The organism is Kribbella sp. NBC_01510 (assembly GCF_045040325.1).
In the GTDB taxonomy this organism is placed as follows: Bacteria; Actinomycetota; Actinomycetes; order Propionibacteriales; family Kribbellaceae; genus Kribbella.
In genome coordinates, this window is sequence record NZ_CP109418.1 from 3,504,003 (window position 1) to 3,530,629 (window position 26,627).

The window sequence follows — 26,627 nt, forward strand, 5'->3', positions numbered from 1 at the left end:
CTCACACGGTGAGACGACAGGCTACCGGTTGGCGACTCCCGGTGCAGTCCGGAAACCCGGGTCCGGCGGCCGGTCAGACGGGGGTGACGGTGTCGGCCTCGCGGCCCTTCGGCCCGTCGACGATCTGGAAGTCGACCTGCTGGCCGTCCTCCAGGGTCTTGTAACCGTCGGAGACGATCTTGCTCCAGTGGACGAACACGTCGTCCTGGCCGTCGACGGCGAGGAAGCCGTAGCCCTTGTCGGCGTTGAACCACTTCACGGTGCCGCGCACCATCGAAACTCCTTGACCACGGGGCCCGCTTCACCCGGACCCCTCGGGTACTCGCCCCCCGGCAGACGCCGGCAGACAGTCCACAAGCCTAGCCGAGGGCCCCGGCCCGACCGGTCCGGAGGCTGCCGGCGACAAGATGCCGCTGGCAACTACGCGCCGGGCGCCGGCCTCAGCCGCGGTGCGAGGCGGCCAGGCCGATGACGCCGGCGGTGACCAGCAGGAGGGCGCCGGTGACGCCGAGGTCGTCGGTCTGCAGGACGCCGCTGTCGTTCAGCATCCAGATGGTCGCGGCGCCGGTCAGGACGGTGCCGGCAACGACCCCCGGCACATCCGGCTTCGCCTTGCGTCGAGGCTGCTTCATCCGCGCTCCACTGTGATGCTGCCCAGCTTCAGGTGCAGGTCGACGGTGAGAGTCGACGGACCGGCCTTGGCGTCCGCGCCCAGGTCGTTGACCGTCATTTGGGCATTATGCCCGTCCTGCTTCGCGTTGTTGAGTCCGATGACCTCGCCCATCTCGGTCGACATCGTGCCCTGGACGTCCACGTTCTGCGGGACCTTGACGATGACCTCGCCGACCCCGCCGTTCACGTCGACCCTGGCACCCGGTGCGAAAGTCGCCTTGGTCAGGTCGAGCGTCACCTGCCCGGCGTCGAAGTTGTAACTGTTGCTGGTCGCCGTGACCGTGTCCGTGCTCGTCGCGGTGAAGTTCACGTCGGCGAAGTCTCGCGGCACGTTCGGGAACACGGTGCTCACCAAGGCACCGATCGCGAGCAGGATGCCCAGCGGCAGCAGGGCCAGCGTGCGGCCGACGAATCCACCGATCAGCATGCCCGCGCCGAGCGTGGCCACGCCGATGACCAGCATGGTCGCCGTCGGGGCACCCGCGAGCGCGGCGATCCCGATCGCGATCCCGGTCAGTACGACGATGATCGACTTGATCCCGCGGACACCCTTCGCCGGCGGCTCGGCGGTGCTCGCCTGCGTCGGCGGTGCGGTCGGCGGCTCGTCGACGTACAGCCCGAGGGGGTCGTCCTCGGTCCACACAGCCTGGACCGGTTCGACGGTGCGGTCCTGGGGTCTCTGCGTGGCCGAGGACGACGGGCCCGCCGGGGGAGTTGACGGGCCGGTCTGAGGAGGCATGTCCGCCGATGCGGCCGGCTGCTGACCAGCCGGGGAGACACCGGTCGTCGGTGTGGTGTCCTGCGGGCGGCCGGTCCAGTTCGTCCCAGGAGCGGTCCAGGTGGTGCCCGGACCGTTCCCCTGGCCGCGGCGGCGCTCGCCCTTGCGATGCTTGGCGGCCAGCCAGATCACGGCGAGCACGATCAGCGGGCCGGGGACGAACCGGCCGACGTTGAACGACGACATCATCGCGATGGCGACGAACACACAGACGCCGATCACGATCGGCCACAGCCAAGGGTGATCGGGCCGGACCCGGTCGCCGAGCAGACCCTGCGCCGCTGAGCGCTCGCTGCCCTCGTCGGGCATCAGCACCCAGGCGGCGATGTAGAAGATGACCCCGGGACCGCTGATGATGAGTACCGCCATCACCACGCGGACCAGGACCGGGTCGATGTTCAGCGCGCGGCCGATACCGCCGCAGACGCCGGCCACCCACCGGTCCGACCGGCTCCGCTGCCAGCTCTGCATGTTCTGCAGGCGGCTGCGGTCGAACCCACCGGGTTCATTCTGGTTCTGCTCCATGTCATCGATAGTGGCGCGTTCGGCGGCCTGATCACATCGGGGATGCCCCCTGAGCACCCCGGAGTCCTGGGGCCCGACGGGTGCCACGAGGCCCTCGGCTCGGGGTTCTCCCCGAGGGGACCCTGACCGCGCCGGACGGGTGCTGAGGAGACAGCCGGGGACAAGCCTGCTGGTGTCGGCCCTCGTGGCGTGTGACGATCGTTGTGATGAGCCAGCCAGCAGCCGCGCCTCCGGGCGGGACCTCCGCGAACGGAGGCCCTCCCGCGTCGCCGCCTGGGCAGGGCGCGTCTGATGCGAGCCCGTGGCAGTACAAGGGGTGGGGTCCGCAGGGACCCGGGCAGTATCAAGGCCCTTACGCAGCGTACGCCGCCCGCCAGGCCGCAGCCGGCGCTCAGACGGGACAAGGCGCCGGCGGTCAGGCTTTCGGCGGCCAATCCGGACAGGGATCCGCCGGGCCGACTGGGCCGACGTACTCCGGTCCGGCCGGGCAACCTGGGCAGCCGCGGCAGCCGTCCGAGGCGCCGCCGGTCCGCCGGGCGTACCGCCGTACGGAGGGACGGGTCATCGCCGGTGTGGCCGGCGGGGTCGCGGATCACCTGGGTGTGTCCGACACCGTCGTCCGGTTGGTGCTGATCGCGACCACGGTGTTCGGTGGGTTCGGCGTACTGATCTATGCGGCGTTGTGGTTCCTGATGCCGCTCGCGCCGGCGACCGTGCCGGCCGCGCCGGGGCTGGCCGCGCACACCCGGAGCGGGATGCGCTCCGACGAGCCGCCGCCGGTGACCGAGGCCAAGGCGCGGAAGCGGGAGAAGAGCCGCGGCCAGGTGACGGCCCTGGTGGCCATCGGGATCGGGCTGCTGCTCCTGCTGCAGGTCGCCGGGCTCGGGATCGCCGGGAAGTTGTTCTGGCCGCTGGTGTTCGCCGGCACCGGTCTGGCACTGATCTGGCGGCAGGCCGACGAGAGCCAGAAGGCCCAGTGGGCCCGGGACGTCCGCGTCCCGATCCTCGGCGTCGTGCTCGGCAAGGGCGGCTGGAAGTCGCTGATCCGGATCGCCGTCGGCCTGATCCTGATCGGCACCGCGATCACCGTGTTCCTGGTGCAGAACGGCCGGCTCTCGATGGTCGGCGACGTACTGGTCGCGTTGCTGCTGGCCGTGGTCGGGATCGGTGTCATCGCGGGGCCGTGGGTGCACCGGCTGACCCGCGACCTGAACACGGAGCGTGCCGAGCGGGTCCGGTCGCAGGAGCGCGCCGACATGGCGGCCCATCTGCACGACTCGGTGCTGCAGACGCTGGCGCTGATCCAGAAGCAGGCCGACGACCCGCGCGCCGTGGCCCGGCTGGCGCGCTCGCAGGAGCGTGAACTGCGATCCTGGCTGTACGACGAGGACGACAACACCGACCAGACACTCGCCGGCGCCGCCAAGCGGGCCGCTGCCGAGGTCGAGGACTCGCACGGCGTACCGGTCGAGGTGGTCACGGTCGGGGACTGCGACCTGACCGAAGGACTGTCGGCGATGGTCCGGGCCGCGCGGGAGTCGATGGTGAACGCGGCCAAGCACTCGGGTGCGGCGAAGATCGACGTGTTCGTCGAGGTGGACGGCGACCGGGCGGAGATGTTCGTCCGGGACCGGGGCAAGGGCTTCGAGGTCGACGAGGTGCCCGATGATCGACTCGGACTGCGGCACAGTGTGATGGGCAGGATGGAACGGCACGGCGGCCGCGCAACGGTGCGGTCCGATCCGGAGACAGGGACCGAAGTGCGACTGGAGATGGACAGATGAGCAGCAGGCGCGTTGTCGTCGTCGACGATCACGACATGTTCCGGGCCGGGGTGCGCAGCGAGATCGGCGCGTCGGTCGACATCGTCGGGGAGGGATCAGACGTCGACACCGCGGTGAAGGCGATCGTGGGCACCGAGCCCGACGTCGTACTCCTGGATGTCCACCTGCCCGGCGGCGGTGGCATCGAGGTGATGAAGCAGGTGCACCAGCGGCACCCGGACATCAAGTTCCTGGCGCTGTCGGTGTCGGACGCGGCCGAGGACGTGATCGGCGTGATCCGGGCCGGCGCGCGTGGCTATGTGACGAAGAACATCAGCGGCACCGAGCTCGTCGACGCGATCAACCGCGTGGCCGACGGTGACGCGGTCTTCTCGCCGCGGCTGGCCGGCTTCGTCCTCGACGCCTTCTCCGGCGCGATCGACATCGCCTCCGTCGACGAGGACCTCGACCGCCTCTCCCAGCGCGAGCGCGAGGTCCTGCGCCTGATCGCCCGCGGCTACGCCTACAAGGAGGTCGCCCGCGAGCTCTTCATCTCGGTGAAGACCGTCGAGACCCACGTCTCCTCGGTGCTGCGCAAACTCCAGCTCTCCAACCGCCACGAACTGACCCGCTGGGCGACCGACCGCCGGCTGGTCTGACCGGTCAGCGGTTCGCCGAGGTGTAGGGCAGGAGCGCCATCTCGCGCGCGTTCTTGATCGCGCGGGCGATCTGCTTCTGCTGCTGCACCGACAACCCGGTCACCCGGCGGGACCGGATCTTGCCGCGGTCGGAGATGAACTTCCGCAGCAGCGCGGTGTCCTTGTAGTCGATGTAGGTGATGCCGTCGCGATCGAGCGGATTCTGCTTCGGCTTGCGCTTGCCGGTGGGGGCCGGGCGTCGAGGCATGGGGCACCTCTCCTTTGTTGAATGTCGTTTTCATTTAGCATAACGCAAGGGCTCGCCGGTGGCGGGTTCCGGACAGGGCGTGGATTCGCCACCCCGGCTGAGGCGGTACCGGCTTGGTCGCTGTTATACCGTCGACTGCTATGGAGCGGAATCTCACAGCCGAACAGCTCGCGCTCTTCGAGAAGGAGTTCGCGTCGAACCCGCAGTACCGGGTGATGCAGAACGCCGTCACGCAGACGCCGGTCAACGCCATCGCCCTGGACCGACAGGTGGTCACCTCGATCGACCACTCGGTGTCCCACCTGCTGGATGACTGGAAGGTGACGAACCAGAAGAAGAGCGGCCGTTGCTGGCTGTTCGCCGGGCTGAACCTGCTGCGCGCCGGCGCGGCCGCGAAGCTCGGGGTCAAGGACTTCGAGTTCTCCCAGAACTACGTGCTGTTCTGGGACAAGTTCGAGCGGGCCAACTTCTTCCTCGAGGCGATCATCGACACCGCGGACCGCGACGCCGACGACCGGACGGTGGCGCACCTGCTGTCCGACCCGATCGGTGACGGCGGCCAGTGGAACATGTTCATCGCGGTCGTCCGCAAGCACGGCCTGGTGCCGAGGACGGCGATGCCGGAGACCGAGAGCTCGTCGTCGACCGGGCAGATGAACGACATCCTGCGCAAGGTGCTGAGGCAGGGTGCGCGCGACCTCCGGGCGCTGGACGGCGCCGAGGCGCGGCGCGATCGCAAGCAGGAGATCCTGACCACCGTGCACCGGGTGCTCAGCATCCACCTCGGCACGCCGCCGCAGAAGTTCCTGTGGCAGTGGAAGGACAGCGACAAGGGCTTCCACCGCGACGGCTGGACCACGCCGAGCGAGTTCGCCGCGGCGTACGTGCAGCTCCCGGTCGAGGAGTACGTCTGCCTGGTGCACGACCCGCGCGAGACCAGCCCGGTCGGCCGGACCTTCACCGTCGACTACCTCGGCAACGTCATCGACGCTCCGCCGGTGGTGTACCTGAACGTCGACATCGACCTGATGAAGCGGCTCACCCAGGACGCGATCGTCGGCGGCGAGCCGGTCTGGTTCGGATGCGACGTCGGCAAGCAGATGAACGCCGACCTCGGCTACTGGGACGCCAAGCTGTACGACTACGGCTCGGTCTACGACACCGAGTTCAGCTTGAACAAGGCCGAGCGGCTGGTGCACCACGAGACGCTGATGACGCACGCGATGCTGTTGACCGGTGTCGACGTGGTCGACGGCGAGCCACGGCGCTGGCGGGTGGAGAACAGCTGGGGTGACGAGAAGGCGGACAGCGGCTTCTGGACCATGAACGACTCGTGGTTCGGCGAGCACGTCTTCGAGATCGCCGTCCGGCGGTCCGCCCTGCCGGCCGAGTTGCAGGCGCGACTCGACGACGAGCCGATCGTGCTCCCGGCCTGGGACCCGATGGGCGCGCTGGCCGACTAGAGGATCAACCGCAACGCCTCGTCCGGACGCTCGAGGGTCGGCAGATGGCCGGCCCACGGGAGGTCGATCCGCTCGACGTCCGGCAGGCGTTCGGCGAGGTACGTCGCGCAGTTCGCGAAGAACTGGAAGTCATGCGCGCCCGTGATCAATCGCACGGGCGCGCTGATCTTCTCCGGCTCGACGGCGTACTCCTCGTTCTCCACGTCATCGCCCGCGGCCAGTTGGAGCTCGTAGGCCCGCTTCTGCATCGTCCGGAGCAGCTCACGCGCGTCGTCATCCGCGTCCGGCCCGATCCAGCTCCGCACCATCAGGTCGGTCGCGCCGTCGACATCGGCGGCCTCGATCAGCTTGTTCTCCTCGGCCCACACCGCGCGCAGGTCCTCGGTCGGCTCGACGTTGTCGGTCGGTGCGCAGATCAGCACCAGCCGGCTGAACCGCTCCGGCGCCCGGCTGGCCATCTGCTGCACGACGTACCCGCCGAACGACGCTCCCACGGCCTGGACCGAGTCGACGCCCAACTCGTCGAGCAGCGCGAGCACATCACCCGCATCCGAGTACTTGGCGCCGGCCTCCAACGGGGTCTCGCCGTACCCCCGCAGATCGACCGTGATCACCCGGTGGTCCTGCTGCAGATCCGCCACCTGCCGAGCCCACATCCGCGCATCCGCCACCCCGGCATGCACCAGCAACACCGCCGGCCCGTCACCAACCACCGCATGAGAAATCGTCATGCACGCACCCTCGCTGGTCCGGCGTAGGTGTGCAAATGGGATTAGGGCAGGCGGATGACGGTGAAGGCTTCGGCGTAGTGGTTCGGGGGGAGGCCGGCGCCGGCGGCGATCTGGGCGGACCAGGTGCGCATGTGGCCGGGGAGGGTGGCGGGGTCGCGGTGCTGGCTGGTGTGCGACATCAGGGCGGCGAGCTTCTGGTCGAAGGTGTCGGTGATGTCGACGTAGTGGTTGCGCTCGGGGTGCCCGAACATCCAGAGCTCGTCGACGTTCCAGGCCTCCTCGGTGAGCTCGGGGAAGGCGTACGGGTTCCCGGCTGCCGGGTAGAACGCGCGTACGGTCGCCTCCGCGGTCGCGAGGTGGTCGGGGTGGGACACCGGGAGCCGGGCCCACCAACGCTCCGGTGACTGGGTCAGCAGCCGCTGCGGCCGGACCTGGCGGATCAGCCGGCTGATGTCGCGGACCAGGTCGTGCGTCGGCTCGACCGATCCATCGGCGTACCCGAGGAAGTGCAGGTCGGTGACGCCGACGTGCCTGGCGGCCGTGGTCTGCTCGGCCCGGCGGACCGCGGGGATCTCGGCCCGGTCCCGCTCCGGCTCGAAGCCACCCTCCTGACCGTCGGTGACGACGCAGTAGTGCACCTCGATCCCAGCCTTGGTCCACAACGCGACCGTGCCGGCCCCTCCGAAGTCGATGTCGTCCGGGTGCGCGATCACCGCCAGCACCCGCTCGATCTCGTGGTCCGGTCGCGGATTCCCCTCAGGCACACTCACAGCACCGACCCTAGCCTCTTGCCTGGCACGGCAAGCTGGTCGTGGGAGGGATCGATGGAACTCGGCGGCGCGTGCGAACCACAAGACGTCGGGATGGACGCTGCCCGGCTGGGTGAGGCGATCGAGCTGGTCGAGTCCCGTGGCGCGATCGCCCAACTGTGTGTCCTCCGCGACGGGCAGGTGGTGATCGACCGGAGCTTCGGCTGTCCGCCGGACGCGTTGTTCTGGCTCTTCTCCGCGAGCAAGCCGTACGTCGCGATCGTGATCCACCAGCTCGTCGAGTCCGGTCTGCTCCACCTGGACGACGCGGTGGCGGCGTACTGGCCCGAGTTCGCGGACAACGGCAAGCGGGAGATCACCGTGCGCCAGGTGCTGCGGCACCGCTCCGGTGTGTCCCACGCGGGCTCGTACCTGGGTGAGGCCCGCGCGATGACCGACTGGCATCGGTCACTGCGGCGGATCGAGGAGGCTCGCCCGCAGTGGCCGATCGACACGGTCGCGTACAGCCCGCTGGCCTTCGGGTTCATCCTCGGCGAAGTCGCCCAGCGCTGCAGCCGCCAACCGATCGACGAGCTGGTCTGGCGCTCAGTGCTCGAACCACTCGCCGTCACCGACACCTTCCTCGGACTCCCCGCCGACGAGTGGCCCCGGCATGTCCCGGTGCGGGCCGGCGGACCCGTCGGCCCATTTGTCCAGTCGGTGGTGAACCGTTACAGCACGCGCGCGGCCGTCATACCCTCGGCCGGCATCTCCACCACCGCACGGGACCTGGCCGCGCTGTACCAGGCCCTGCTGTACGGCGGAGTCGGGCCGGCCGGCCGGATCCTGCGGCCGGAGTCGATCGCGCTCGCTGTCGAGCCCAGCAGCGACGGTGAGATCGACCGGACCGCGCGGGCACCGGTCCGGTGGTCACAGGGGTTCCAGCTCGGCGGCCCGCGGTCGGTCCCCGGAGGGACCACACCGCTGGGGACGACGAGCGGCCCGCGGACGTTCGGTCACAACGGCAGCTACTGCTGCATCGGCTGGGCCGACCCCGACCGGCGGATCGCCTACGCCTACCTCACCAACCGCGTCGGCCGGCCGCAGGCCGACCACCTCCACCACGCCGCCGTCGCCGACAAGGTCCTCGCCGCCGCCGGATGATCACGCGAGCGCCGCGATCGGCGCCCGCTCCACGATCACATGGTCGATGATGCCGTACTGCCGTGCCTCTTCAGCCGTCAGCACGTGGTCCCGGTCCGTGTCGTGCCGCAGCTGCTCGACCGTCTGCCCGGTGTGGCGCGCCAGGATCGACTCCACCTGCCCGCGGACCCGGACCACCTCGTCGGCCTGCAGGATCAGGTCCGGGATCGTGCCCTGCCCACGCGCGGCCGGCTGGTGCAGCACGACCCGGGCATGCGGCAGTACGGCGCGACGCCCGGCGGCACCCCCGGCCAGCAGGACCGCACCGGCCGCGATCGCCTGACCGACGCAGAACGTCGCGACCGGCGACTGGATGTACTGCATCGTGTCGTAGATCGCGAGCATCGCGGTCATGTCGCCGCCCTCGCAGTTGATGTAGAGGTTGATCTCCTGCTCCGGCTTGTCCACCTCGAGATGCAACAGCTGGGCGATCAACGCGTTCGCGACGCCCGCGTCGATCGCCGTACCGAGGTAGATGATGCGCTCGCTGAGCAGGTGCGAGTAGACGTCCATGATCCGCTCGCCCCGCGGGTGCTGGGCGATCACGTTGGGAATCGTGTAGCTGCTCATCCACGTCCTCGCTTCGCTCCGGGCGCGGATGAGACACGAGATGCGCTGTGCTTGATGGTGAACTCACTTCGTTCGTTCATTACGCGGCCGCCTTCGGTTGGGGCATCACTTGGTCGAACGACTCGACGATGTGGTCGATGAAGCCGTACTGACGGGCCTGTTCGGCGGTGTACCAGTGGTCGTGCAGGGAGTCCTCGTGCACGACGTCGAACGGCTGCCCGGTGTCCTCGGCGATCAGCGCCAGGACGGTGTCCCGGATGTGCCGCAGGTCGTTGGCCTGGATCTCGATCTCCACCGCGGACCCGCCGATCCCGGCCGATCCCTGGTGCATCAGGACCCTGGCGTGCCGCAGTGCGTAGCGTTTGCCCGGCGTACCGGCCGACAGCAGGAACTGCCCGGCGCTGCAGGCCAGTCCGATCGCCAGCGTCGACACGTCGCACGGCACCAGCCGGATCACGTCGCGGATCGCGAGCATCGACGGCACCGAACCGCCGAGCGAGTGGATCCACAAGGCGATGTCGGCGTCCGGGTCCTCGGCGGCCAGGGTCAGGATCTGGGTCGCCAGCAAGGTCCCGTTGTCGTCGTCGAGGGTTCCGTCCAGTACCACGATCCGCTGCCCGAACAAGCGTTGCCGTGCCGCCTCGTTGAACAGCGGTGGTTTGTTGTCTTCTGCCATGTCCTCAACCCTGACCGGGCGGACCGGCCTGACCCCAGCTTTTCTGCTGACGGCAAGTCTGCCCACAGAAGATCCCGCTCAGCTGTCCGGGCGGAGTGCGCGGCCGAGGATGTGAGGGGCGGCTGGGTTGGGGCCGGTGGGTGGGAAGTTGAAGCGGTCGAGTGTGGTGATGGTGAAGCCGGCCGTCGTGATGGCGGCGGCGGTGTCGCGGTGCAGGTGGCAGCCGCCGGACAGCGGTGGATAGATAGTCGCGTCGAGGACCTTCTGTACGCCGCGTAGCCGGCCGGATGTGGCGACGACGTGCTCGTAGAACCGCAGCTCGCCACCTGGTCGCAGCACCCGGAAGGCCTCGGCGAGCGCAACCGCCTGGTCCGGGACCGAGCACAACACCAGCGACGCGACGACGGCATCGACAGCGCCGTCGTCGAGCGGCAGCCGTTCCGCCGTACTGTTGACGACTTCCACCCGGACCGGCGCGGTGGTCGCGTGCCGCACGGCCTTGGCGCGTAGGTACGCCTCCGGCTCGACCGCCACCACCTCGGTCACCTCCGGCGGGTAGTGGGCGAAGTTGCCGCCGTCGCCGGCGCCGACCTCGAGCACCCGGCCGGCCAGGTCGCGCAGCAGCCGCCGCCGGTGCTCGGCCACGCCCTGCTGGTCCAGCGTCGGCCGCACTCGCGCGTACAACCGAGCGAAAACCGGGTGCGCCATGACCACCCACGATAGAGGGTGTGACGCGCGGTTCGAACCGGCGTTCGGTAACTGTCGGAGCGAGCGCCTAAGGTGTTGGGTGATGACTACGCTGTTCTCGCCTGACGAGCTCCCGGTGCCGCTGGAGGAGCCCACCAAGCATCGGACCGACCCGGAATCGCTGCTGGACGGGCTCAATCCGCAGCAACGGGCCGCCGTCGTGCACGCCGGCAAGCCGCTGCTGGTGGTGGCCGGTGCGGGATCCGGCAAGACCCGGGTGCTGACCCGGCGGATCGCCTACCTGCTGGCGGCCCGCGACGCGCACCCGGGATCGATCCTCGCGATCACCTTCACCAACAAGGCCGCCGCCGAGATGCGCGAGCGCGTGGTGGAGCTGGTCGGTCCGCGGGCGAAGCTGATGTGGGTCTCCACCTTCCACTCGTCCTGCGTCCGGATCCTGCGTCGCGACATCAAGCGGTTCGGGATCAGCTCGACGTTCTCGATCTACGACGACACCGACTCGCGCCGGCTGATGACGCTGGTCTGCCGCGAGCTCGACCTGGACGTGAAGCGGTACAATCCGCGGGCCGTGCTGAACTGGATCAGCACCCAGAAGAACGAGCTGATCGACCACGAGACGGCCGCGGCGAAGACCTCGAACCACCTCGAGGAGACGTACGCCGAGTGCTACCGGATCTACCAGGAGCGGCTGGCCCAGGCGAACGCGCTGGACTTCGACGACCTGCTGATGACCACGGTCAACCTGCTGCAGGCCTTCCCCGAAGTCCGTGAGTACTATCGCCGCCGCTTCCGTCATGTGCTCGTCGACGAGTACCAGGACACCAACCACGCGCAGTACTCGCTGATCCGCGAGCTCTGCGGCGAGGACGAGCCGAACTACAACGGCCCGACCGCGCCGCCGGCCGAGCTGATGGTGGTCGGCGACTCCGACCAGTCGATCTACGCGTTCCGCGGTGCGACGATCCGCAACATCCTCGCCTTCGAGGAGGACTTCACCGGCGCCGAGACGATCCTGCTCGAGCAGAACTACCGCTCCACCCAGAACATCCTGACCGCGGCGAACGCGGTGATCAGCCGCAACGAGGGCCGGATGGCGAAGAACCTCTGGTCCGACCAGGGCCAGGGCGAGCAGATCGCGGTGTACGTCGCCGACAACGAGCACGACGAGGCGCAGTTCGTCGCCGACGAGATCGACCGGCTGGCCGACGCCGACGGGGTCAAGCCGTCCGATGTCGCGGTCTTCTACCGGACCAACGCACAGTCCCGGGTCTTCGAAGAGGTCTTCATCCGCACCGGCCATCCGTACAAGGTGGTCGGCGGCGTCCGGTTCTACGAGCGCAAGGAGGTCCGCGACGCGCTCGCGTACCTGCGCATCCTGACCAACCCCGAGGACACCGTCTCGCTGCGCCGGATCCTGAACGTGCCCAAGCGCGGCATCGGCGATCGGGCCGAGGCCGCCGTCGAGGCGCTCGCCGCGCGGGACCGGATCTCGTTCGCCCAGGCGCTGCGCCGGGCCCAGGACGCCCCGGCGATGGCTTCGCGCTCGGTGAACGCCGTCCAGTCCTTCATCGACATCGTCGACGAGCTGACCGCGATGGTCGACTCGGGTGCCCCCCCGGACGACATCCTGGACGTCGCACTGCACCGCTCCGGGTACTACGAGGAGCTGCAGAAGTCACCGGATCCCCAGGACGAGACCCGCCTTGAGAACCTGGACGAATTCATCTCGGTCGCGCGCGAGTTCGTCGAGGAGCGGACCGCGGCCGGCGAGGCCGCCGACCTGCAGGCGTTCCTGGAGCGGGTCGCGCTGGTCGCCGACGCGGACCAGATCCCGGACGCGGCCGACGACGGCGGCGTGGTCACGCTGATGACGCTGCACACCGCGAAGGGCCTGGAGTTCCCGGTCGTGTTCCTGACCGGGATGGAGGACGGCGTCTTCCCGCACTCGCGGTCGCTGACCGACCTGAAGGAGCTCGAGGAGGAGCGCCGGCTCGCGTACGTCGGCATCACCCGGGCCCGGCAGCGACTGGCGATCTCGCGAGCCGCTGTGCGCTCGGCGTACGGCGCTCCGCAGCACAACCCGCCGTCCCGGTTCCTCGAGGAGATCCCGGCCGAGCTGCTCGACTGGCGCCGCGACGAGTCCGCGATCACCCGCTGGTCCGGCACCGGGACGACCCGGGGCAGCGGCATCTCGAGTCGCTACGAGCCACCGCGGCGGACGGCGTCCGACAAGCCGGTGATCAGCCTCAACCCGGGTGACCGCGTGGTCCACGACACCTTCGGCATGGGCACGGTCGTGGTCGTTCGCGGCGACGGTCAGCAAGCCCAGGCAGACATCGACTTCGGCTCCGAGGGTGTCAAGAGGTTGCTGCTGCGCTACGCACCGGTAGAGAAGATCTGACGGCCGGGGCATATCTCCGTCAAGGTTTTGGACGTTTACATTGCGTCCCGGCCGGAGATTGAGACAATCAAGGCTCTTCGGCCCCTCCCGGAAGCGTCCTCCCTCATGTCCAAGTCCTCGGGTAGCAACCGCCGGATCATCCTGGCGGGGGCCAACCCTGGGCTGCGGCTGTTCGACGAGACCGGCAAGGTCACCGCGTACGCGTCGATCTGGATGGTCGACTGGTCCATCCGCGGCGCCGGTACGGCGGTGGTCCTCTGGTTCGACGGGATCGTCCGGGTGGTGTCCGAGGACGTCGACCTGGCCTCCTGGCTGGAGCGGTACTTCGTCCGCTCGTTCCTCGAGGTGCAGGGCCTGCCCTGGCACGAGCCCGCGGTCGAGCGCGACCTGGTCCAGGTCTCGATGAACCTCGCCGACGGCCTCAGCGCCAAGGCGGCCGACATCCAGATCGAGATGGGCGGTGTCCTCGACCGCCGGCTGTTCGCGACCGAGAACTTCCCGCTCGCCGACGGCAACCACAGCCTGAGCCTGGTCATCGCTCCGGTCCGCTCCGCGACGGTGTCGATCGGCGGCGCCTCGGTCCCCGGCTTCGTCCAGGTCGACGGCTCCCCGGACAAGCCCGGCTCGTCGGCCTTCCTGACCACCGCCGAGGTCTGGCAGCGCTGACCCTGCCTTACGCTGTACGAATCCTGCGTGGGAAGGGGATACAGGTGGCAACCCAGGCGTCTGAGCCGCGGACTCCGCTGAGCCGGGACCGGGTGCTCCGGGCCGCGGTCGCGATCGCCGACGCCGACGGGCTCGACGCCGTCACGATGCGCCGGATCGGTGACGCGCTCGGCGCCGAGGCGATGTCGCTGTATTACCACGTGTCCAGCAAGGCAGCCTTGCTGGACGGCATCGTCGAGCTGGTGATGACGGAGATCAACGACGTCGTGGACCGGATCGACCTTCCGGCGGCGGAGTGGAAGACGGCCATGCGCCGGCGGATCCTGTCCGCGCGCGAGATCATGCTGCGGCACCCGTGGGCTCCACGGCTCTTCGAGACGCGGACGACGATGAGTCCGGAGGTCGTCCGCTACCACGACCGGCTGGTCGGGCTGATGCACGCCGGCGGCTTCTCCTACGACCTCGTCCACCACGCGCTGCATGCCTTGGGCAGCAGGGCTCTGGGCTTCTCGCAGGAACTGTTCGATCCATCCGCCGGCGCCGGCGCGGAGTCCGACCGGATGCTCGTGGACCTGGCCGATCAGCTCCCGAACCTGGTCGGCATGCTGAGCGAGATCGCCCACGACGATCCGGACTCCACCCTGGGCTGGTGTGACGATCAGGCCGAGTTCGAGTTCGCCCTCGATCTCATCCTCGACGGTCTCGACCGGCTCCGCTGACTTCCCACCTCTTGAGCCCTTGACGATTCTTACGCCGTAAGTCAGCCTTGCGGCGTAAGACTTACAACGTAAGGGGCGGACATGAAGGCCATCGTTCAGGACCAGTACGGATCACCCGACGTCCTGGAGTTCACCGACGTCGACCAGCCGGTACCGGGCGACCGGGAGGTGCTGGTCCGGGTTCACGCCGCGGCGCTCAACGCCCGCGACTGGCACATCCTGCGGGGCGACCCGTACATCGTCCGCCCGTCCGCCGACCTGGGTTGGCGCCGGCCGAACGTCCGCATCCGGGGGACCGACTTTGCCGGCCGGGTCGAGGCGGTCGGCCCGTCGGTGACCGGGGTCCGCGTCGGCGACGAGGTCTACGGCGATGCCATCGGCGCCTTCGCCGAGTACGTCGCCGTACCGGACGATGCGGTCGCGGCGAAGCCGGCCAACCTCAGCTACGAGCAGGCGGCGTCGATCCCGCTCGCCGCGACCACCGCGCTGGTCGGCCTGCGTGACGTCGCCAAGCTCCAGCCAGGGCAGCAGATCCTGATCAACGGTGCCTCGGGCGGCGTCGGCACCTTCGCGGTCCAGATCGCCAAGGCACTGGGCGCCGAGGTGACCGGCGTATGCAGTACCAGGAACGTGGAGCTCATCCGGTCGATCGGTGCCGACGACGTCATCGACTACACCACCGCCGACTTCAGCCGCACCGGCCGGCGGTACGACGTGGTGCTCGATCTCGTCGGCAATCGGTCCCTGACCGCCCTCCGTCGGATTCTGGTCCGGAACGGCACCCTTGTGCTGTCCGGCGGTGGCGTGTTCACCGGCGGCAGCCTGTTCGGCCCGGTCGGCCTGATGGTCAGAGGAATGGTCTCGGCCCCGTTCGTCAGCCAGCGCGTGGTTCTTTTGAAGCCGACGATCAACAAGGCCAACCTCGTGGCGCTGTCCGAACTGGCCGAGTCCGGGAAGCTCGTCCCGGCCATCGACCGGACCTACCCACTGTCGGCCGCGGCCGACGCACTCCGCTATCTGGAAGCCGAGCACGCCCGGGCCAAGGTGGTCCTCACCGTCTGAGCGCCCACCAGTTGTCCATCCGCTCGACCGCCTCGTGGCCGCCGTCGAGCACCCGCTCGACCCGGAACAGGAACGCCGCGATCCCGGCCGCGCCCTGCATCCACCCGACGCCCGGCGGCAACAGCGGCTCGTCATCGCGGTGCTCGATGAAACGCCAGTACGCCGACGGGCCGTCGTGGATCGCCCGCTCCACCACGGCATCCGCGAGCCGCACGGCGAACTCGAGGTCCTGCGGATCGCCGTCGCGGTGCCACGCGTCCAGGAACGCATCGCCGACTCCCGCCGTACCGCAGCAGCGTCCGTCGTTGTCCCAGAAACCGGGGTAGAGGCGTTCGGGGATCCCGGAGTACCGGACGCTGTCCAGGCAGCGCCGGCGCCAGGTCAGCGGCGACTCACCAGCCACTTGGCCGACTCCAGCGTACTCGAGTGCGCTGAACAGCAACGCCGTACCAGCGCCGCCATGGCACCAGTTGTAGGTGAACTCGTCGCCGTGCCGCTCCGCCCACGGAATCACCCGCGGCACCCGGAACCCCTTGTCGTCAAGGATCCCCAGAGTCACGAGGTGCTCGGCCCCTCGCCGCCCCGCGTCCACCAACTCCGGCCGCTCGAACTCCACACCAGCCACCGCCAGAGCAGCCGCAATCCCCGCCAGCCCATGTGAGAAGTTCGGCATCTGCAGGGGTTCATCCTGCAGGAACCGGCGGGACACGAACTGCCAGTTGAGACCGGTCGGCAACTCCTCCTGCTCACCCAGCAGGAGGTCGGCGGCCCGATCGGCCAGCGGCTGTGCGTCCTCGCCGTGGCGGTGCGCCCAGAGAGCGCCGAGCAATGCGGCCGCGGTGCCGAGCGTCGCGTCGTTCGCGACGGCATTCGGGAGGTACGCGTCCTTCTGGAGGAAGCTCTCCGGCCAGCCGTCGGGAGTGGCGATCTCGGCGGCCCGCTCCACGGCTGCGGCCGAGCCGGGCTCGTTCAGCGCGGTCAGTACGCCGCTCGCGCTGATCAGACCGTCGAAGTAGGTGATGCTCGTTTCGCCCGGGATGGTGGTGCGGATGCGGTCGGCGATGGCGTCGGCCAGGAGTTGTTCGTCGGGGGTCCACGGGCGGGTGAGTCTGATCTCCGCGAGGGTGTGGGCGAGCCCGCCGATGCCGCTGTGCATGCCGTCGCGGTACTCGTCCGGCTTCTCGCCACCGGCCGCCTCCGGGATCCACGGGCCGTCGTCGTCCCACTGCACCTGGTCGAGCACCCAGGTCCACGCGACTTCGGCGAGTCCGGCGTACGACGTCATGGCCGGGCGTGGCGGAGCCGGATGCCGCTCCACTCGAGGGTGCTGGCGACGGTCTCGGCCCAGAAGTCGTGCAGCCGGTTCAGCAGGCGCAGCTGAATGCCGGCCTTCGCGCGGGGGCACTGCCTCGGGAACCAGTAGTCAGGGGCCCGGTCGTGGCCGACGGCCCACACGTAGGGAGTGACTTGTCCGGCCGTCTTCGCGACGTACGGCCGGAAGACCTCGATGGTCGGGTGTTCGGAGAAATGCAGGACCTCGCCAGGTGCCGGACGCATGCGCCGCAGCTTAGTCAGGTACGACGTGGTGGTGCTGAGGTTTACCGGGTCAGCCCGCGGTGTAGGGGTCCAGCCCGCAGTGGTTGCGGAGCCACGGTGTGGGGTCGATCGCCTCGCCGCCGTCCGGGTGGACCTCGAAGTGCAGGTGCGGGCCGGTGGTGTTGCCGGTCATCCCGATCGCGCCGACCTGGTCACCGGCGTACACGGTCTCGCCGACCGACACGCTGAACTTCGACATGTGGTTGTACCAGGTGACGGTGCCGTCCTCGTGCCGGACCTGGACCTGGCGGCCGTACGGCCCGGCCCAGTCGGCGAAGATCACCACGCCCTTCATCACGCTGTGGATCGGCGTGCCCATCGGGGCGGCGAAGTCCAGGCCGGTGTGGTTGTGCGCCCAGCGGGTGCCGCCCTGACCGAAGGTGGCGGTGATGTGGTAGCCGGTGACCATGATCTCGCAGCGGGTGGCCGACTCGCGGGCCTTCTTCGCGTCGGCGTCGGCCTTGGCCTTCGCGGCGGCCAGCGCGGTCGCGCGCTTGGTGGTGAGGGCCTGGGTGGCGGTGAGCTTGGCGGCCCGGGCCTTCGCCAGCTGGGCGGCCGCGGCCTGCTTCTTGTTCGTGTCGTTGCCGGCCAACTGGACCCGGGAGGAGTCCCGGGTGGCGAGCTGACGGGCCTGGATCCGCGCGGTGGTGATGCCGGACAGTTGCCCGTTGTCCAAGCTCGATGCGGCAAGGTTCACCGCCGAGTTCGCCTGGGTCGGCGAGGCGAGCGAGCTGTGGCTGAAACCGACAGCTCCCGCCGCTGCAGCAAGCGCTGCGGTCAGACCGACGATCTGGGTACTACTCGGAGTGTTACGCCTGGCGACGCGATGCTTGGCACTATGACGTCCTGCGCCGGGTTTGCGCGCAGCGTTGCCGGGCGTGACGCGGTCTCCCGCGACACCGTGCTGGGACACAACGTGGCCTTTCGGTCACAGGGGAGGGGCTTCGTCCGTCCTCGGCGGGGTTTATTCCCGCTGGGGACTCACGCACGATAACGGATCAGTCACGAGGCCACAAACCCCGCCACCCACTTTTCCCCGCCACCTTCACGAAACTTTTGCATGAGCGCCTGCACGTGCATCGGCTCTGGGCGTCTGGTTAGCTGCCCGGTCAGGCAGGTTGGTCTCAGGCGGTTCGGTCAGGTGCCTCGGCCTCGTCCAGGTGGGCCAGCGCCGCGGTGATCTGGTGCACGACCTCGCCGTGGAACGGCAGGGACAGGTGGCCCACGCCGCGGACCCGCACGTTACTCGCGACCAGATCCGGGTGCCGGATCCGGGCCCGCCGCTGCGGCACGATCAACTGGTCAACGTCGCTGTAGAACGCGACGAACCTGGTCCGGCAGTCCGGCGCCGGCTCGGCCAGCTCGGCCATCAGGTCGCTGTCCGGCCGGACCTGCTTGACCAGCGGCCACGGCAGCAGCCGGGCCGCCATCGTGCCCTGGTGCGGCGTCCCGAGCGTGACGCAGGTGTGCACCCGCTCGTCACCGCCGAGCCGCTGGGCGTAGTACCGCGCGATCAGTCCGCCCAAGCTGTGCCCGATGACGTGGATCTTGTCCGACCCGGAGGCCGCACAGATCGCCTCGATCTCCTGACCCATCCGCTCGGCGGTACGGCGTACGTCCAGCGTCAGAGGTGAGTACGAGAACGTGTGGATGCTGCTGAAACCGCGCCGGTGGAGCTGCCGGCGCATAAGCGCGAAGATCGTGTGGTTGTCGATGATCCCGTGCGCCAGCAGGATCGGCGTACCGGCGGCGCGGACGTCGCTGACCAGCAGGCTGCGCTGGGCCGGAGTCAGGCCGGCCAGGGTGAGTCGCTGGGCCGGGGCGCCGGAGCTGCCGACCAGACCGAGCGGATACATCGCCAGGTGGGTGGTGAGCCAGCCGATCTCCACGGCCGCGCCGTGCAGCACGCGCGGCGAGAGGGCGGAGCGGGCGCCGTACGCGAGTCCGTCGAGCGCGCCGCGGACGTCGTCCTGCCAGGTAGTCATGGTCGACTCCTCACACCAAAACCAGACCCCCCGAACGGTCCGATCTCTTCCAAGGTAACCGGATCCCTTCGCGCGTGGCGGGGAACACACGCCTCCGTGTCTTATCCGTGAGGTACGGACCGGTTAGCCTGCCAACATGCCTGCTACGAGTCCTCTGCGCGTCGTCGTCGCCAAGCCTGGCCTGGACGGCCACGACCGCGGCGCGAAGGTGGTCGCCCGGGCGCTGCGAGACGCCGGCATGGAGGTCATCTACACCGGCCTGCACCAGACCCCGGAGCAGATCGTCGAGACCGCGATCGCCGAGGACGCCGACGCGATCGGGCTGTCGGTGCTGTCCGGTGCGCACATGACCCTGTTCAAGCGGGTCCGCGAGCTGCTGGTCGAGCGCGAGGCCGAGGACATCGTGGTGTTCGGCGGCGGCATCATCCCGGATGCCGACCTGGTGCCGCTGGCCGAGCTCGGCGTGCACAAGATCTTCACCCCGGGCGCCACGACCACCGAGATCGTCGAGTGGGTCCGCGGCAACGTCGGCGACGCATCGGCCTCCACTTCCTGAGGCGCGGATCCGCTCCGGAGCGTGATGGCGACTGCCTGGAGTCGATCTGAACGAATACTGTCCGTTCAGGTGGGTTACTGCCCGGTAATACCGAATCGTTAAGAACCACCTGGTTGTGCGGACTGTCGAATCGCGGTCGCATACAGCCATGCGGCTGTCCGTTTCAGAGGCTGTCCAGCGGCAGGGGTGTGGCTCAGGACACATCACCCCCGTTGTCGGTTACTGTCCGGACATGCGGGATCGCAGCGCGGTGGGGGACTGTGACCCGCTGACGCAGGACCAAGCGATGTCCCAATTGGGAGAGGGCAGGTAAACGATGAGGTTTGAACGATCACACACACGCAAGGCGGTCGCACTGGCCGTCGCCGGCGGCCTGGTGCTGCTCGCATCCGCGTGTGGTGGCGGGAACGATGAGAGCAGCGGAGGTACCTCGTCCGGGGGAGCGCTTGAGGGTCGCGGCCCGATCACGTTTGCCACCGGCAAGGACACGTCCGGAAACCTGACGAACCAGGTCGCTGCGTGGAACTCGCAGCACCCGGACGAGAAGGTCACTGTGTCGGAGCTGCCTGAGTCCGCGGACCAGCAGCGCGCGCAGATGATCTCGAACGCGCAGAACAAGTCCGACGCGTTCAGCGTGCTGAACCTGGATGTGGTCTGGACCCCTGAGTTCGCGGCCAACCGCTGGGTCACCGAGTTGCAGCCGGACCAGTTCCCGGACCTGGGGAAGTTGCTGCCGTCAACGGTCGACACCGCGAAGTACCGCGACAAGCTGTACGGCGTCCCGGTCACGTCCGACGGCGGTCTGCTGTACTACCGCAAGGACCTGCTGGACAAGGCCGGTCTGCAGCCGCCGAAGACCTGGGAAGAGATGGTCACCGCCTGTGCCAAGGTGAAGGCACTGCCGGAGGCCAAGAACATCGGCTGCTACTCGGGCCAGTTCGAGAAGTACGAAGGCCTGACCGTGAACTTCTCCGAGGCCGTCAACGGTGCCGGCGGAGTCGTCGTCGGTGACGACGGCAAGCCGAACGTGGACACCCCAGAGGCGCTGGCCGGTCTGACCGCGCTGACCGAGGGCTTCAAGACGGGCTTCATCCCGAAGGCCGCCATCACCTACAAGGAAGAGGAAGGCCGCCGGGCGTTCCAGGAGGGCAACCTGCTCTTCCACCGCAACTGGCCGTACGTGTACGCGCTGGCCGGCAAGACCGACGGCTCGTCGAAGGTCGCCGGCAAGTTCGCGGTCGCGCCGCTGCCGGGTCTGACCGGTGCGGGTGTCTCCACCCTGGGTGGTCACAACTACGCAATCTCGGAGTTCGCCAAGAACAAGGCGACCTCGGCGGACTTCATCAAGTTCATGGCCAGCGAGGACCGGCAGAAGGCGAACATCGAGAAGACGTCGCAAGCGCCGACCTGGGCCTCGCTGTACGACGACCCCACGCTGAACAAGGAGTTCCCGTACCTGGCTCCGCTGAAGGCCTCGATCGAGGGCGCGAAGTCGCGGCCGAAGGTGGTCAAGTACGGCGACGTCACCACCGCGATCCAGGAGGCGGCGTACGGCGCTCTGACCGGCACGACGACGCCGAAGGACGCGTTGACCCAGCTGCAGACCAAGTTGAGCTCGCTCATCACGCAATGACCGAAGCGGCGGGGCCGGCGCGCAGCTTCACAGCTACGTGCCGGCCCCGGCCTGTCGCTGCCCGCCGCAGGTGGGCGGAGAGAAGGAGGCAGAGGTGAGTACATCCGTCCCGGTCGCAGAGCGACCGACACCGGAGACCACCAAGAAGCCCAAGCGGAGCTCGTTCAACGAGGGCACCGGCCGGCTGGCCGCGTTGCTGCTGTCGCCGACCATGATCGTGCTGATCCTCGTCGTCGGTCTGCCGATCATCGCGGCGTTGCGCGAGTCGCTGTACACGAGCGGTCAACAGATCGACGCGTCGGGCTTCATCGTCCAGGGCTCCAAATTCGTGGGTCTCGACAACTACACGGCGATCTTCTCCGGCGAGACCGGCGCCCGATTCTGGAACGCTTTCTGGAACACCACGTTCTTCACCGTCGCGTGTGTGGTCCTGGAGACCGTGCTGGGTGTCGCGATGGCCCTGGTGATGCACAAGGCGTTCAGGGGCCGCGGCGTCGTGCGCGCCAGCATCCTCGTCCCGTGGGCGATCCCGACCGTCGTCTCGGCGATCCTGTGGAAGTGGATCTTCCAGGCCGACGGTATCGCCAACAACGTGCTCGGCACCCAGATCCTGTGGTCCACCGAGGGCTGGCAGTCGGTGGCGTCAGTCATCGTCGCCGACACCTGGAAGACCGCGCCGTTCATCGGGCTGCTGGTGCTCGCGGGCCTGCAGACGATTCCGACCGACGTGTACGAGGCGGCGAAGGTGGACGGCGCCTCCGTCTGGCAGACGTTCAGCCGGATCACCATGCCGCTGGTGAAGCCGGCACTGCTGGTGGCAGTGCTGTTCCGCATCCTCGACACGCTGCGGATCTTCGACCTGCCGTTCGTGCTGGTCGGCCCGAACAAGGAGTCGGTCGAGACGCTGTCGATCCTGGCATACCTCGAAGCCAACCAGACCCGGTACGGGCCGGCGGCGGCGTACGCGACGTTGCTGTTCATCTACGTCGCCGTGGTCGCGTACGTGTTCGTGAAGCTGCTCGGTGCCGACGTGTTCGGTGACAACATCCAGCGGAAGCCGAAGAAGAACGCGAGGAACGGGCGAGGCCGGGCCAGGCAGGCGGACCCAGGCGCTCCGGTGGCCGGACTGACCGCCGGTGGCGGCTTAGGAGGTGAATGATGACTGTTGTTGCTGAGAAGGCCAAGGCCCCAAGGGTGATCGACGTCAAGGCGGCCGAGGCGCCGTGGTACCGGCGCTGGCTGCCGCTGCTCGGTGTCGCGGTGATCGTGCTCTACTGCCTGCTGCCGTTCTTCTGGATGGTGGTGTCGTCGCTGCGCCGGCCGACCGACCAGTTCGACAACTCGGCCATCCCGTCGCCCATTTCGTTTACCAACTACTCGGACGTGTTCAAGTCCGGCACCGGGTTCCAGCGTGGTCTGCTGAACAGCCTGATCGTGGCCGGTTCGGTGACGGTCCTGACGCTGCTCATCGGGATGGTGGCGGCCTACACGCTGGCCCGCCTGGAGTTCCGGGGCAAGAACTTCGTGCTGGCGATCATCATCGTCACCTCGATGTTCCCGGGAATCTCGCTGGTGATCCCGCTGAAGAAGCTGTTCGTCAACATCAACTGGATCAACACCTACCAGGCGATGATCGTGCCCAGCCTGTCGTTCGCGCTGCCACTGGCGGTGTGGCTCCTGACCGCGTTCTTCCGGCAGATGCCGCGAGAGCTCGAGCAGGCCGCGATGGTGGACGGCTGTACGCCGGCCCAGGCGTTCCGCAAGGTGATCCTGCCGCTGGCCGCACCGGGTGTGTTCACCACCGCGATCATCACCTTCATCGCGGCCTGGAACGAGTTCCTGATCGCGCTGAGCATGGTGAACAAGAAGGAGTTCCAGACCGCCAACGTGGTGATCTCGCAGTTCACCGGTGCGTCGGGACGTGACCAACCGTTCGGCAGCCAGATGGCCGCCGGTGTGGTGGTGACGATTCCGCTGGTGATCGCCGTCCTGCTGTTCCAGCGCCGCATCGTGGCCGGCCTCACGGCAGGTGGCGTGAAGTGAGCTGGTTCCGCCGGCAGGCGGCGGAGCGGGACCGCCGGGACCGGGAGGACCGGGATCGGCGGGATCGCGAAGACCGGGATCGGCGGGACCGCGAGGAGCGGGACCGCCGCGACCGGGAGGACCGGGACCGATGGGATCGTCAGGATCGCGCTCGGTTCCGCTAGCAGCTACAAGAAAACGGCCGGGTCCCTCCGGCCGTTTCCTTGTTTCTCAGAGCGTTTTCAGAGCTCCAGCCAGGCGGCGGCGTCGGTTGGCAGCTGCCCGTCGGGGACCGGCTCGCTACTGAGCAGGATCCGTTGGTGGGCGCGGAGCTCGATGGGGGTGTCACCGAGATTGACCACGCAGCGGAAGCCTGGGTCGCGGGTGAAGGAGAGGACGCCGGGGGCGGCGTCCTGGTCCCAGGCGAGGCGGCCCTCACCCAGGGCCGGGTGCTCGCGGCGGATGCGCAGGGCCGTCTTGTAGAGGTTGAGGTGGCTGTCCGGTTCGGGTGCCTGTGCCTCGGCGGTCAGAGCGGACCAGTCGGCCGGCTGGGGGAGCCAAGGCTGGGCGGTGCCAGGACCGAAGCCGTACGGCGGCTCCGAACCTGACCACGGGATGGGCACGCGGCATCCGTCGCGACCGCGGACCGTGTGGCCGGACCGCTCCCAGGTGGGGTCGTCGAGGACGTCTTCGGGCAGGTCCTCGACCTCGGGCAGGCTGAGCTCGTCGCCTTGGTAGATGTAGGCCCCGCCCGGAAGAGCGAGCTCGAGGAGCGCGGCGGCCCGGGCGCGGCGGCGGCCGAGCTCGAGATCGGTCGGTACGACGCCTGCACCCTCCAACGCGTCCCGCTGGTCGCGGCCGTACCGGGTGCGGTGCCGGATCGTGTCGTGGTTGCTCAGCACCCAGGTCGCCGGTGCCCCGACGGCCCACAGGTTCTCGGTGGTGTGGTCGATCACCTCGCGCAACGCCTTCGCGTCCCAGGCACACTGCAGTACGTCGAAGTTGAAGGCGGAATGCAGTTCGTGCGACCGCACGTACCGCGCCAGCCGCTCGGCCGGCGACAACCACGCCTCGGCCACGAACACCCGGGGTCCCTGCGGAGTGTCGGCGTACTCGTCGGCGATGGCCCGCCACCGCTGGTGGATGGTGTGCACGCCCGGCTGGTCGTAGAACGGGTTGCCGACGTACTTCTCCCGCGTCGGCTGACCGTTGTGCAGCGGTACGTCGGGCAGCGCCCGGTCCTTCGCCATCGAGTCGGCCACGTCGATCCGGAAGCCGTCGACGCCGCGGTCGAACCAGAACCGCAGGATCGAGTCGAACTCCTCGATCACCTTCGGGTTGTCCCAGTTCCAGTCCGGCTGCGAGATGTCGAACAGGTGCAGGTACCACTGCCCGTCCTCGATCTGCTGCCAGGCGCCGCCACCGAACGCGGCCGGCCAGTTGGTCGGCGGCAGCCCGCCCTCCTTGCCGTCGCGGAACCAGAACAGGTCGCGCTCCGCGGAACCCTTGCGGGCCGCCAGCGCGGCCTTGAACCACGGGTGCTCCCAGGAGCAGTGGTTCGGCACCAGGTCGATCAGGATCCGCAGCCCGAGCGCGTGTGCCTCGGTGATCAGGGCGTCCGCGTCCGCCAGGGTGCCGAACTCGGGGTTGATGTCCCGGTAGTCGGACACGTCGTACCCGCCGTCGAGCAGCGGGGACGGGTACCAGGGGCTGATCCAGATCGCGTCGACGCCGAGGTCGGCCAGATACGGCAGCCGGGCCCGGATCCCGTTCACGTCGCCGGTCCCGTCACCACTGGCATCGGCGAAGGAACGCGGGTACACCTGGTAGACGACGGCGCTACGCCACCACTCGTCAGCTGGTCTGGTTGCTGGATCGGTCATGCGCACTAGCCTGACATGCGGGCACGAGGACCTGTGACAGTCGTCTCAGCGTGTACCCCGCCTGTTGCCGGGCCCGCCGGGGTGGCTAGTCTCAGGCCGACGGAACGCGCCGGCGACCGTGCCCTCTTCCGGGAACAGCCCGCCTGCCGCGGCCTACTCGAACAGGTGCGAGAGAGGGACCACAGTCGTGGACTTGATGGAATACCAGGCGAAGACGGTCTTCGCCAAGCACGGAGTGCGGACGACCGTGGGTGAGGTCGTGACGACTCCGGAGGAAGCCCGCGCGGCGGCCGAGAAGATCGGTGGCCGGGTGGTCGTGAAGGCCCAGGTGAAGACCGGCGGCCGCGGCAAGGCCGGCGGCGTCAAGCTGGCGAGCAGCCCGGACGAGGCGGAGGAGAAGGCCCGCGAGATCCTCGGCCTGGACATCAAGGGTCACGTCGTCAAGATCCTGAACATCGTCCCGGCCGCGGCGATCGCGGAGGAGTACTACTTCTCCTTCCTGGTCGACCGGGCGAACCGCAACTACCTCTGCATCGCGTCGGCCGCCGGCGGCATGGAGATCGAGGAGGTCGCGCACACCAACCCGGACGCGGTCGCGCAGATCTCGATCGACCCGGCCACCGGGGTGGACGAGGCGTTGGCGCGCGAGATCGCCGTGGCCGCGAAGTACCCGGCCGACGTGATCGACGCCGTCGTACCGGAGATCGTCAAGCTGTACGACGTCTTCCTCGCCGAGGACGCGTCGCTGGTCGAGGTGAACCCGCTGGTCAAGCTCGAGGACGGCAACGTCGAGGCGCTGGACGGCAAGGTCACCCTGGACGAGAACGCGGACTTCCGGCACCCGGACCACGCCGAGTTCGAGGACATCGCGGCGGCCGACCCGCTGGAGGCCGCGGCCAAGGCCAAGGGCCTGAACTACGTCAAGCTCGACGGCTCGGTCGGGATCATCGGCAATGGCGCCGGCCTGGTCATGTCCACGCTCGACGTCGTCGCGTACGCCGGTGAGGAGGTCGGCGGCGTGAAACCGGCGAACTTCCTGGACATCGGCGGCGGTGCGAGCGCCGAGGTGATGGCGAACGGCCTGGAGATCATCATCTCCGACCCGCAGGTGGAGAGCGTGTTCGTCAACGTCTTCGGCGGCATCACCGCCTGCGACGCGGTCGCGAACGGCATCGTGCAGGCGTTCGAGCTGCTCGCCAGTCGCGACGAGCACGTCAGCAAGCCGCTGGTCGTCCGGCTGGACGGCAACAACGCCGAGGAGGGCCGCCGGATCCTCGACGAGGCCGGCCTGGCCGGTCTGGAGCGGGTCGACACCATGGACGGCGCCGCCAGGCGCGCCGCCGAGCTGGCTGCGAAGTAA

The 26,627-nt window shown here is 68.8% G+C and carries 28 protein-coding genes; 14 read left to right on the forward strand and 14 right to left on the reverse strand.

Features of this window, described 5'->3' with window-relative positions; genetic code table 11:
• Positions 1 to 73: 73 nt before the first annotated feature.
• The 3 genes from OG558_RS17435 to OG558_RS17445 all read right to left on the reverse strand — a co-directional run bounded on the left by OG558_RS17435 (position 74) and on the right by OG558_RS17445 (position 1,975).
• On the reverse strand, positions 74 to 274 hold the full coding sequence (locus OG558_RS17435; protein ID WP_131352941.1) for a cold-shock protein: 201 nt from the start codon (positions 272 to 274) through the stop codon (positions 74 to 76).
• A 166-nt stretch (positions 275 to 440) separates the two neighbouring features.
• The gene (locus tag OG558_RS17440) at positions 441 to 632 is read right to left on the reverse strand and encodes a hypothetical protein (RefSeq protein ID WP_329484374.1); all 192 of its coding nucleotides are present in this window, start codon (positions 630 to 632) and stop codon (positions 441 to 443) included.
• On the reverse strand, positions 629 to 1,975 hold the full coding sequence (locus OG558_RS17445; RefSeq protein ID WP_405071202.1) for a PspC domain-containing protein: 1,347 nt from the start codon (positions 1,973 to 1,975) through the stop codon (positions 629 to 631). The genes OG558_RS17440 and OG558_RS17445 overlap by 4 nt, the downstream gene beginning before the upstream one ends.
• 206 nt (positions 1,976 to 2,181) lie before the next feature.
• Between OG558_RS17445 and OG558_RS17450 the strand changes: the two genes are divergently transcribed.
• Both OG558_RS17450 and OG558_RS17455 read left to right on the forward strand, forming a co-directional pair.
• Positions 2,182 to 3,759 carry a PspC domain-containing protein gene (locus OG558_RS17450; RefSeq protein WP_405071203.1) on the forward strand — a complete coding sequence of 526 codons (1,578 nt, stop codon included), beginning with the start codon at positions 2,182 to 2,184 and terminating at the stop codon, positions 3,757 to 3,759.
• The gene (locus OG558_RS17455) at positions 3,756 to 4,397 is read left to right on the forward strand and encodes a response regulator transcription factor (RefSeq protein ID WP_328523943.1); all 642 of its coding nucleotides are present in this window, start codon (positions 3,756 to 3,758) and stop codon (positions 4,395 to 4,397) included. The genes OG558_RS17450 and OG558_RS17455 overlap by 4 nt, the downstream gene beginning before the upstream one ends.
• 4 nt (positions 4,398 to 4,401) lie before the next feature.
• On the opposite strand, the gene rpsR is transcribed toward OG558_RS17455, so the two are convergent.
• Entirely contained in the window at positions 4,402 to 4,644 is a 243-nt protein-coding gene (rpsR, locus tag OG558_RS17460) for a 30S ribosomal protein S18 (protein WP_328523942.1), read from the reverse strand.
• 140 nt (positions 4,645 to 4,784) lie between these two features.
• Here rpsR and OG558_RS17465 point away from each other — a divergent pair, with 140 nt between their 5' ends.
• Entirely contained in the window at positions 4,785 to 6,107 is a 1,323-nt protein-coding gene (locus OG558_RS17465; RefSeq protein WP_405071204.1) for an aminopeptidase C, read from the forward strand.
• Here the strand turns inward: OG558_RS17465 and OG558_RS17470 are convergent.
• Both OG558_RS17470 and OG558_RS17475 read right to left on the reverse strand, forming a co-directional pair.
• Positions 6,104 to 6,838 (reverse strand): alpha/beta fold hydrolase, encoded by a 735-nt coding sequence (locus OG558_RS17470; protein ID WP_405071205.1) that lies wholly within the window; start codon positions 6,836 to 6,838, stop codon positions 6,104 to 6,106. The two genes, OG558_RS17465 and OG558_RS17470, sit on opposite strands and share 4 nt — an antisense overlap.
• A 41-nt stretch (positions 6,839 to 6,879) precedes the next feature.
• Positions 6,880 to 7,608, reverse strand: a complete 729-nt coding sequence (locus tag OG558_RS17475) for a PIG-L deacetylase family protein (protein WP_405071206.1) — start codon at positions 7,606 to 7,608, stop codon at positions 6,880 to 6,882.
• Positions 7,609 to 7,662: 54 nt separating this feature from the next.
• On the opposite strand from OG558_RS17475, the gene OG558_RS17480 reads away from it, so the two are divergent.
• Positions 7,663 to 8,751 carry a serine hydrolase domain-containing protein gene (locus OG558_RS17480; RefSeq protein WP_405071207.1) on the forward strand — a complete coding sequence of 363 codons (1,089 nt, stop codon included), beginning with the start codon at positions 7,663 to 7,665 and terminating at the stop codon, positions 8,749 to 8,751.
• Here the strand turns inward: OG558_RS17480 and OG558_RS17485 are convergent, their stop codons facing one another.
• The 3 genes from OG558_RS17485 to OG558_RS17495 form a co-directional block, all read right to left on the reverse strand.
• On the reverse strand, positions 8,752 to 9,360 hold the full coding sequence (locus OG558_RS17485) for a ClpP family protease (RefSeq protein WP_405071208.1): 609 nt from the start codon (positions 9,358 to 9,360) through the stop codon (positions 8,752 to 8,754).
• A gap of 79 nt (positions 9,361 to 9,439) precedes the next feature.
• Positions 9,440 to 10,036 (reverse strand): ATP-dependent Clp protease proteolytic subunit, encoded by a 597-nt coding sequence (locus tag OG558_RS17490; RefSeq protein WP_329484384.1) that lies wholly within the window; start codon positions 10,034 to 10,036, stop codon positions 9,440 to 9,442.
• 78 nt (positions 10,037 to 10,114) lie between these two features.
• Positions 10,115 to 10,744, reverse strand: coding sequence for a class I SAM-dependent methyltransferase (locus tag OG558_RS17495; protein WP_329484385.1), 630 nt, complete (start codon positions 10,742 to 10,744; stop codon positions 10,115 to 10,117).
• Positions 10,745 to 10,826: 82 nt separating this feature from the next.
• Here OG558_RS17495 and pcrA point away from each other — a divergent pair, with 82 nt between their 5' ends.
• The 4 genes from pcrA to OG558_RS17515 all read left to right on the forward strand — a co-directional run bounded on the left by pcrA (position 10,827) and on the right by OG558_RS17515 (position 15,592).
• Positions 10,827 to 13,145, forward strand: a complete 2,319-nt coding sequence (gene pcrA, locus OG558_RS17500) for a DNA helicase PcrA (RefSeq protein ID WP_405071209.1) — start codon at positions 10,827 to 10,829, stop codon at positions 13,143 to 13,145.
• 105 nt (positions 13,146 to 13,250) lie between these two features.
• Complete coding sequence (locus tag OG558_RS17505; RefSeq protein ID WP_405071210.1) at positions 13,251 to 13,811, forward strand: hypothetical protein; 561 nt, start codon at positions 13,251 to 13,253, stop codon at positions 13,809 to 13,811.
• Positions 13,812 to 13,855: 44 nt separating this feature from the next.
• Entirely contained in the window at positions 13,856 to 14,530 is a 675-nt protein-coding gene (locus tag OG558_RS17510) for a TetR/AcrR family transcriptional regulator (protein ID WP_405071211.1), read from the forward strand.
• Between the two features lie 81 nt (positions 14,531 to 14,611).
• On the forward strand, positions 14,612 to 15,592 hold the full coding sequence (locus OG558_RS17515; protein WP_405071212.1) for an NAD(P)-dependent alcohol dehydrogenase: 981 nt from the start codon (positions 14,612 to 14,614) through the stop codon (positions 15,590 to 15,592).
• Here OG558_RS17515 and OG558_RS17520 read toward each other — a convergent pair.
• The 4 genes from OG558_RS17520 to OG558_RS17535 all read right to left on the reverse strand — a co-directional run bounded on the left by OG558_RS17520 (position 15,582) and on the right by OG558_RS17535 (position 19,173).
• Positions 15,582 to 16,910 carry a lanthionine synthetase LanC family protein gene (locus OG558_RS17520; protein WP_405071213.1) on the reverse strand — a complete coding sequence of 443 codons (1,329 nt, stop codon included), beginning with the start codon at positions 16,908 to 16,910 and terminating at the stop codon, positions 15,582 to 15,584. The genes OG558_RS17515 and OG558_RS17520 overlap by 11 nt on opposite strands.
• Positions 16,874 to 17,149, reverse strand: coding sequence for a DUF6886 family protein (locus tag OG558_RS17525; RefSeq protein ID WP_405071214.1), 276 nt, complete (start codon positions 17,147 to 17,149; stop codon positions 16,874 to 16,876). The genes OG558_RS17520 and OG558_RS17525 overlap by 37 nt, the downstream gene beginning before the upstream one ends.
• Positions 17,150 to 17,198: 49 nt before the next feature.
• The gene (locus tag OG558_RS17530; RefSeq protein WP_405071215.1) at positions 17,199 to 18,101 is read right to left on the reverse strand and encodes a M23 family metallopeptidase; all 903 of its coding nucleotides are present in this window, start codon (positions 18,099 to 18,101) and stop codon (positions 17,199 to 17,201) included.
• 211 nt (positions 18,102 to 18,312) lie between these two features.
• A complete protein-coding gene (locus OG558_RS17535) occupies positions 18,313 to 19,173 on the reverse strand; it encodes an esterase/lipase family protein (protein WP_405071216.1) in 861 nt (286 codons plus the stop codon).
• A 136-nt stretch (positions 19,174 to 19,309) separates the two neighbouring features.
• Between OG558_RS17535 and OG558_RS17540 the strand changes: the two genes are divergently transcribed.
• The 5 genes from OG558_RS17540 (at position 19,310) to OG558_RS17560 (ending at position 23,569) form a co-directional block, all read left to right on the forward strand.
• Complete coding sequence (locus OG558_RS17540) at positions 19,310 to 19,729, forward strand: cobalamin B12-binding domain-containing protein (RefSeq protein ID WP_329484394.1); 420 nt, start codon at positions 19,310 to 19,312, stop codon at positions 19,727 to 19,729.
• Positions 19,730 to 20,045: 316 nt separating this feature from the next.
• On the forward strand, positions 20,046 to 21,362 hold the full coding sequence (locus OG558_RS17545) for an ABC transporter substrate-binding protein (protein ID WP_405071217.1): 1,317 nt from the start codon (positions 20,046 to 20,048) through the stop codon (positions 21,360 to 21,362).
• A gap of 94 nt (positions 21,363 to 21,456) precedes the next feature.
• Complete coding sequence (locus OG558_RS17550) at positions 21,457 to 22,521, forward strand: sugar ABC transporter permease (protein ID WP_329484396.1); 1,065 nt, start codon at positions 21,457 to 21,459, stop codon at positions 22,519 to 22,521.
• 137 nt (positions 22,522 to 22,658) lie between these two features.
• Positions 22,659 to 23,405, forward strand: a complete 747-nt coding sequence (locus OG558_RS17555; protein WP_405072179.1) for a carbohydrate ABC transporter permease — start codon at positions 22,659 to 22,661, stop codon at positions 23,403 to 23,405.
• Complete coding sequence (locus tag OG558_RS17560; protein WP_329484398.1) at positions 23,402 to 23,569, forward strand: hypothetical protein; 168 nt, start codon at positions 23,402 to 23,404, stop codon at positions 23,567 to 23,569. Before OG558_RS17555 ends, OG558_RS17560 begins: the two co-directional genes overlap by 4 nt.
• Positions 23,570 to 23,626: 57 nt before the next feature.
• On the opposite strand, the gene OG558_RS17565 is transcribed toward OG558_RS17560, so the two are convergent.
• Positions 23,627 to 25,267, reverse strand: a complete 1,641-nt coding sequence (locus OG558_RS17565) for a glycoside hydrolase family 13 protein (RefSeq protein WP_405071218.1) — start codon at positions 25,265 to 25,267, stop codon at positions 23,627 to 23,629.
• A gap of 187 nt (positions 25,268 to 25,454) precedes the next feature.
• On the opposite strand from OG558_RS17565, the gene sucC reads away from it, so the two are divergent.
• On the forward strand, positions 25,455 to 26,627 hold the full coding sequence (gene sucC, locus OG558_RS17570) for an ADP-forming succinate--CoA ligase subunit beta (protein WP_329484400.1): 1,173 nt from the start codon (positions 25,455 to 25,457) through the stop codon (positions 26,625 to 26,627).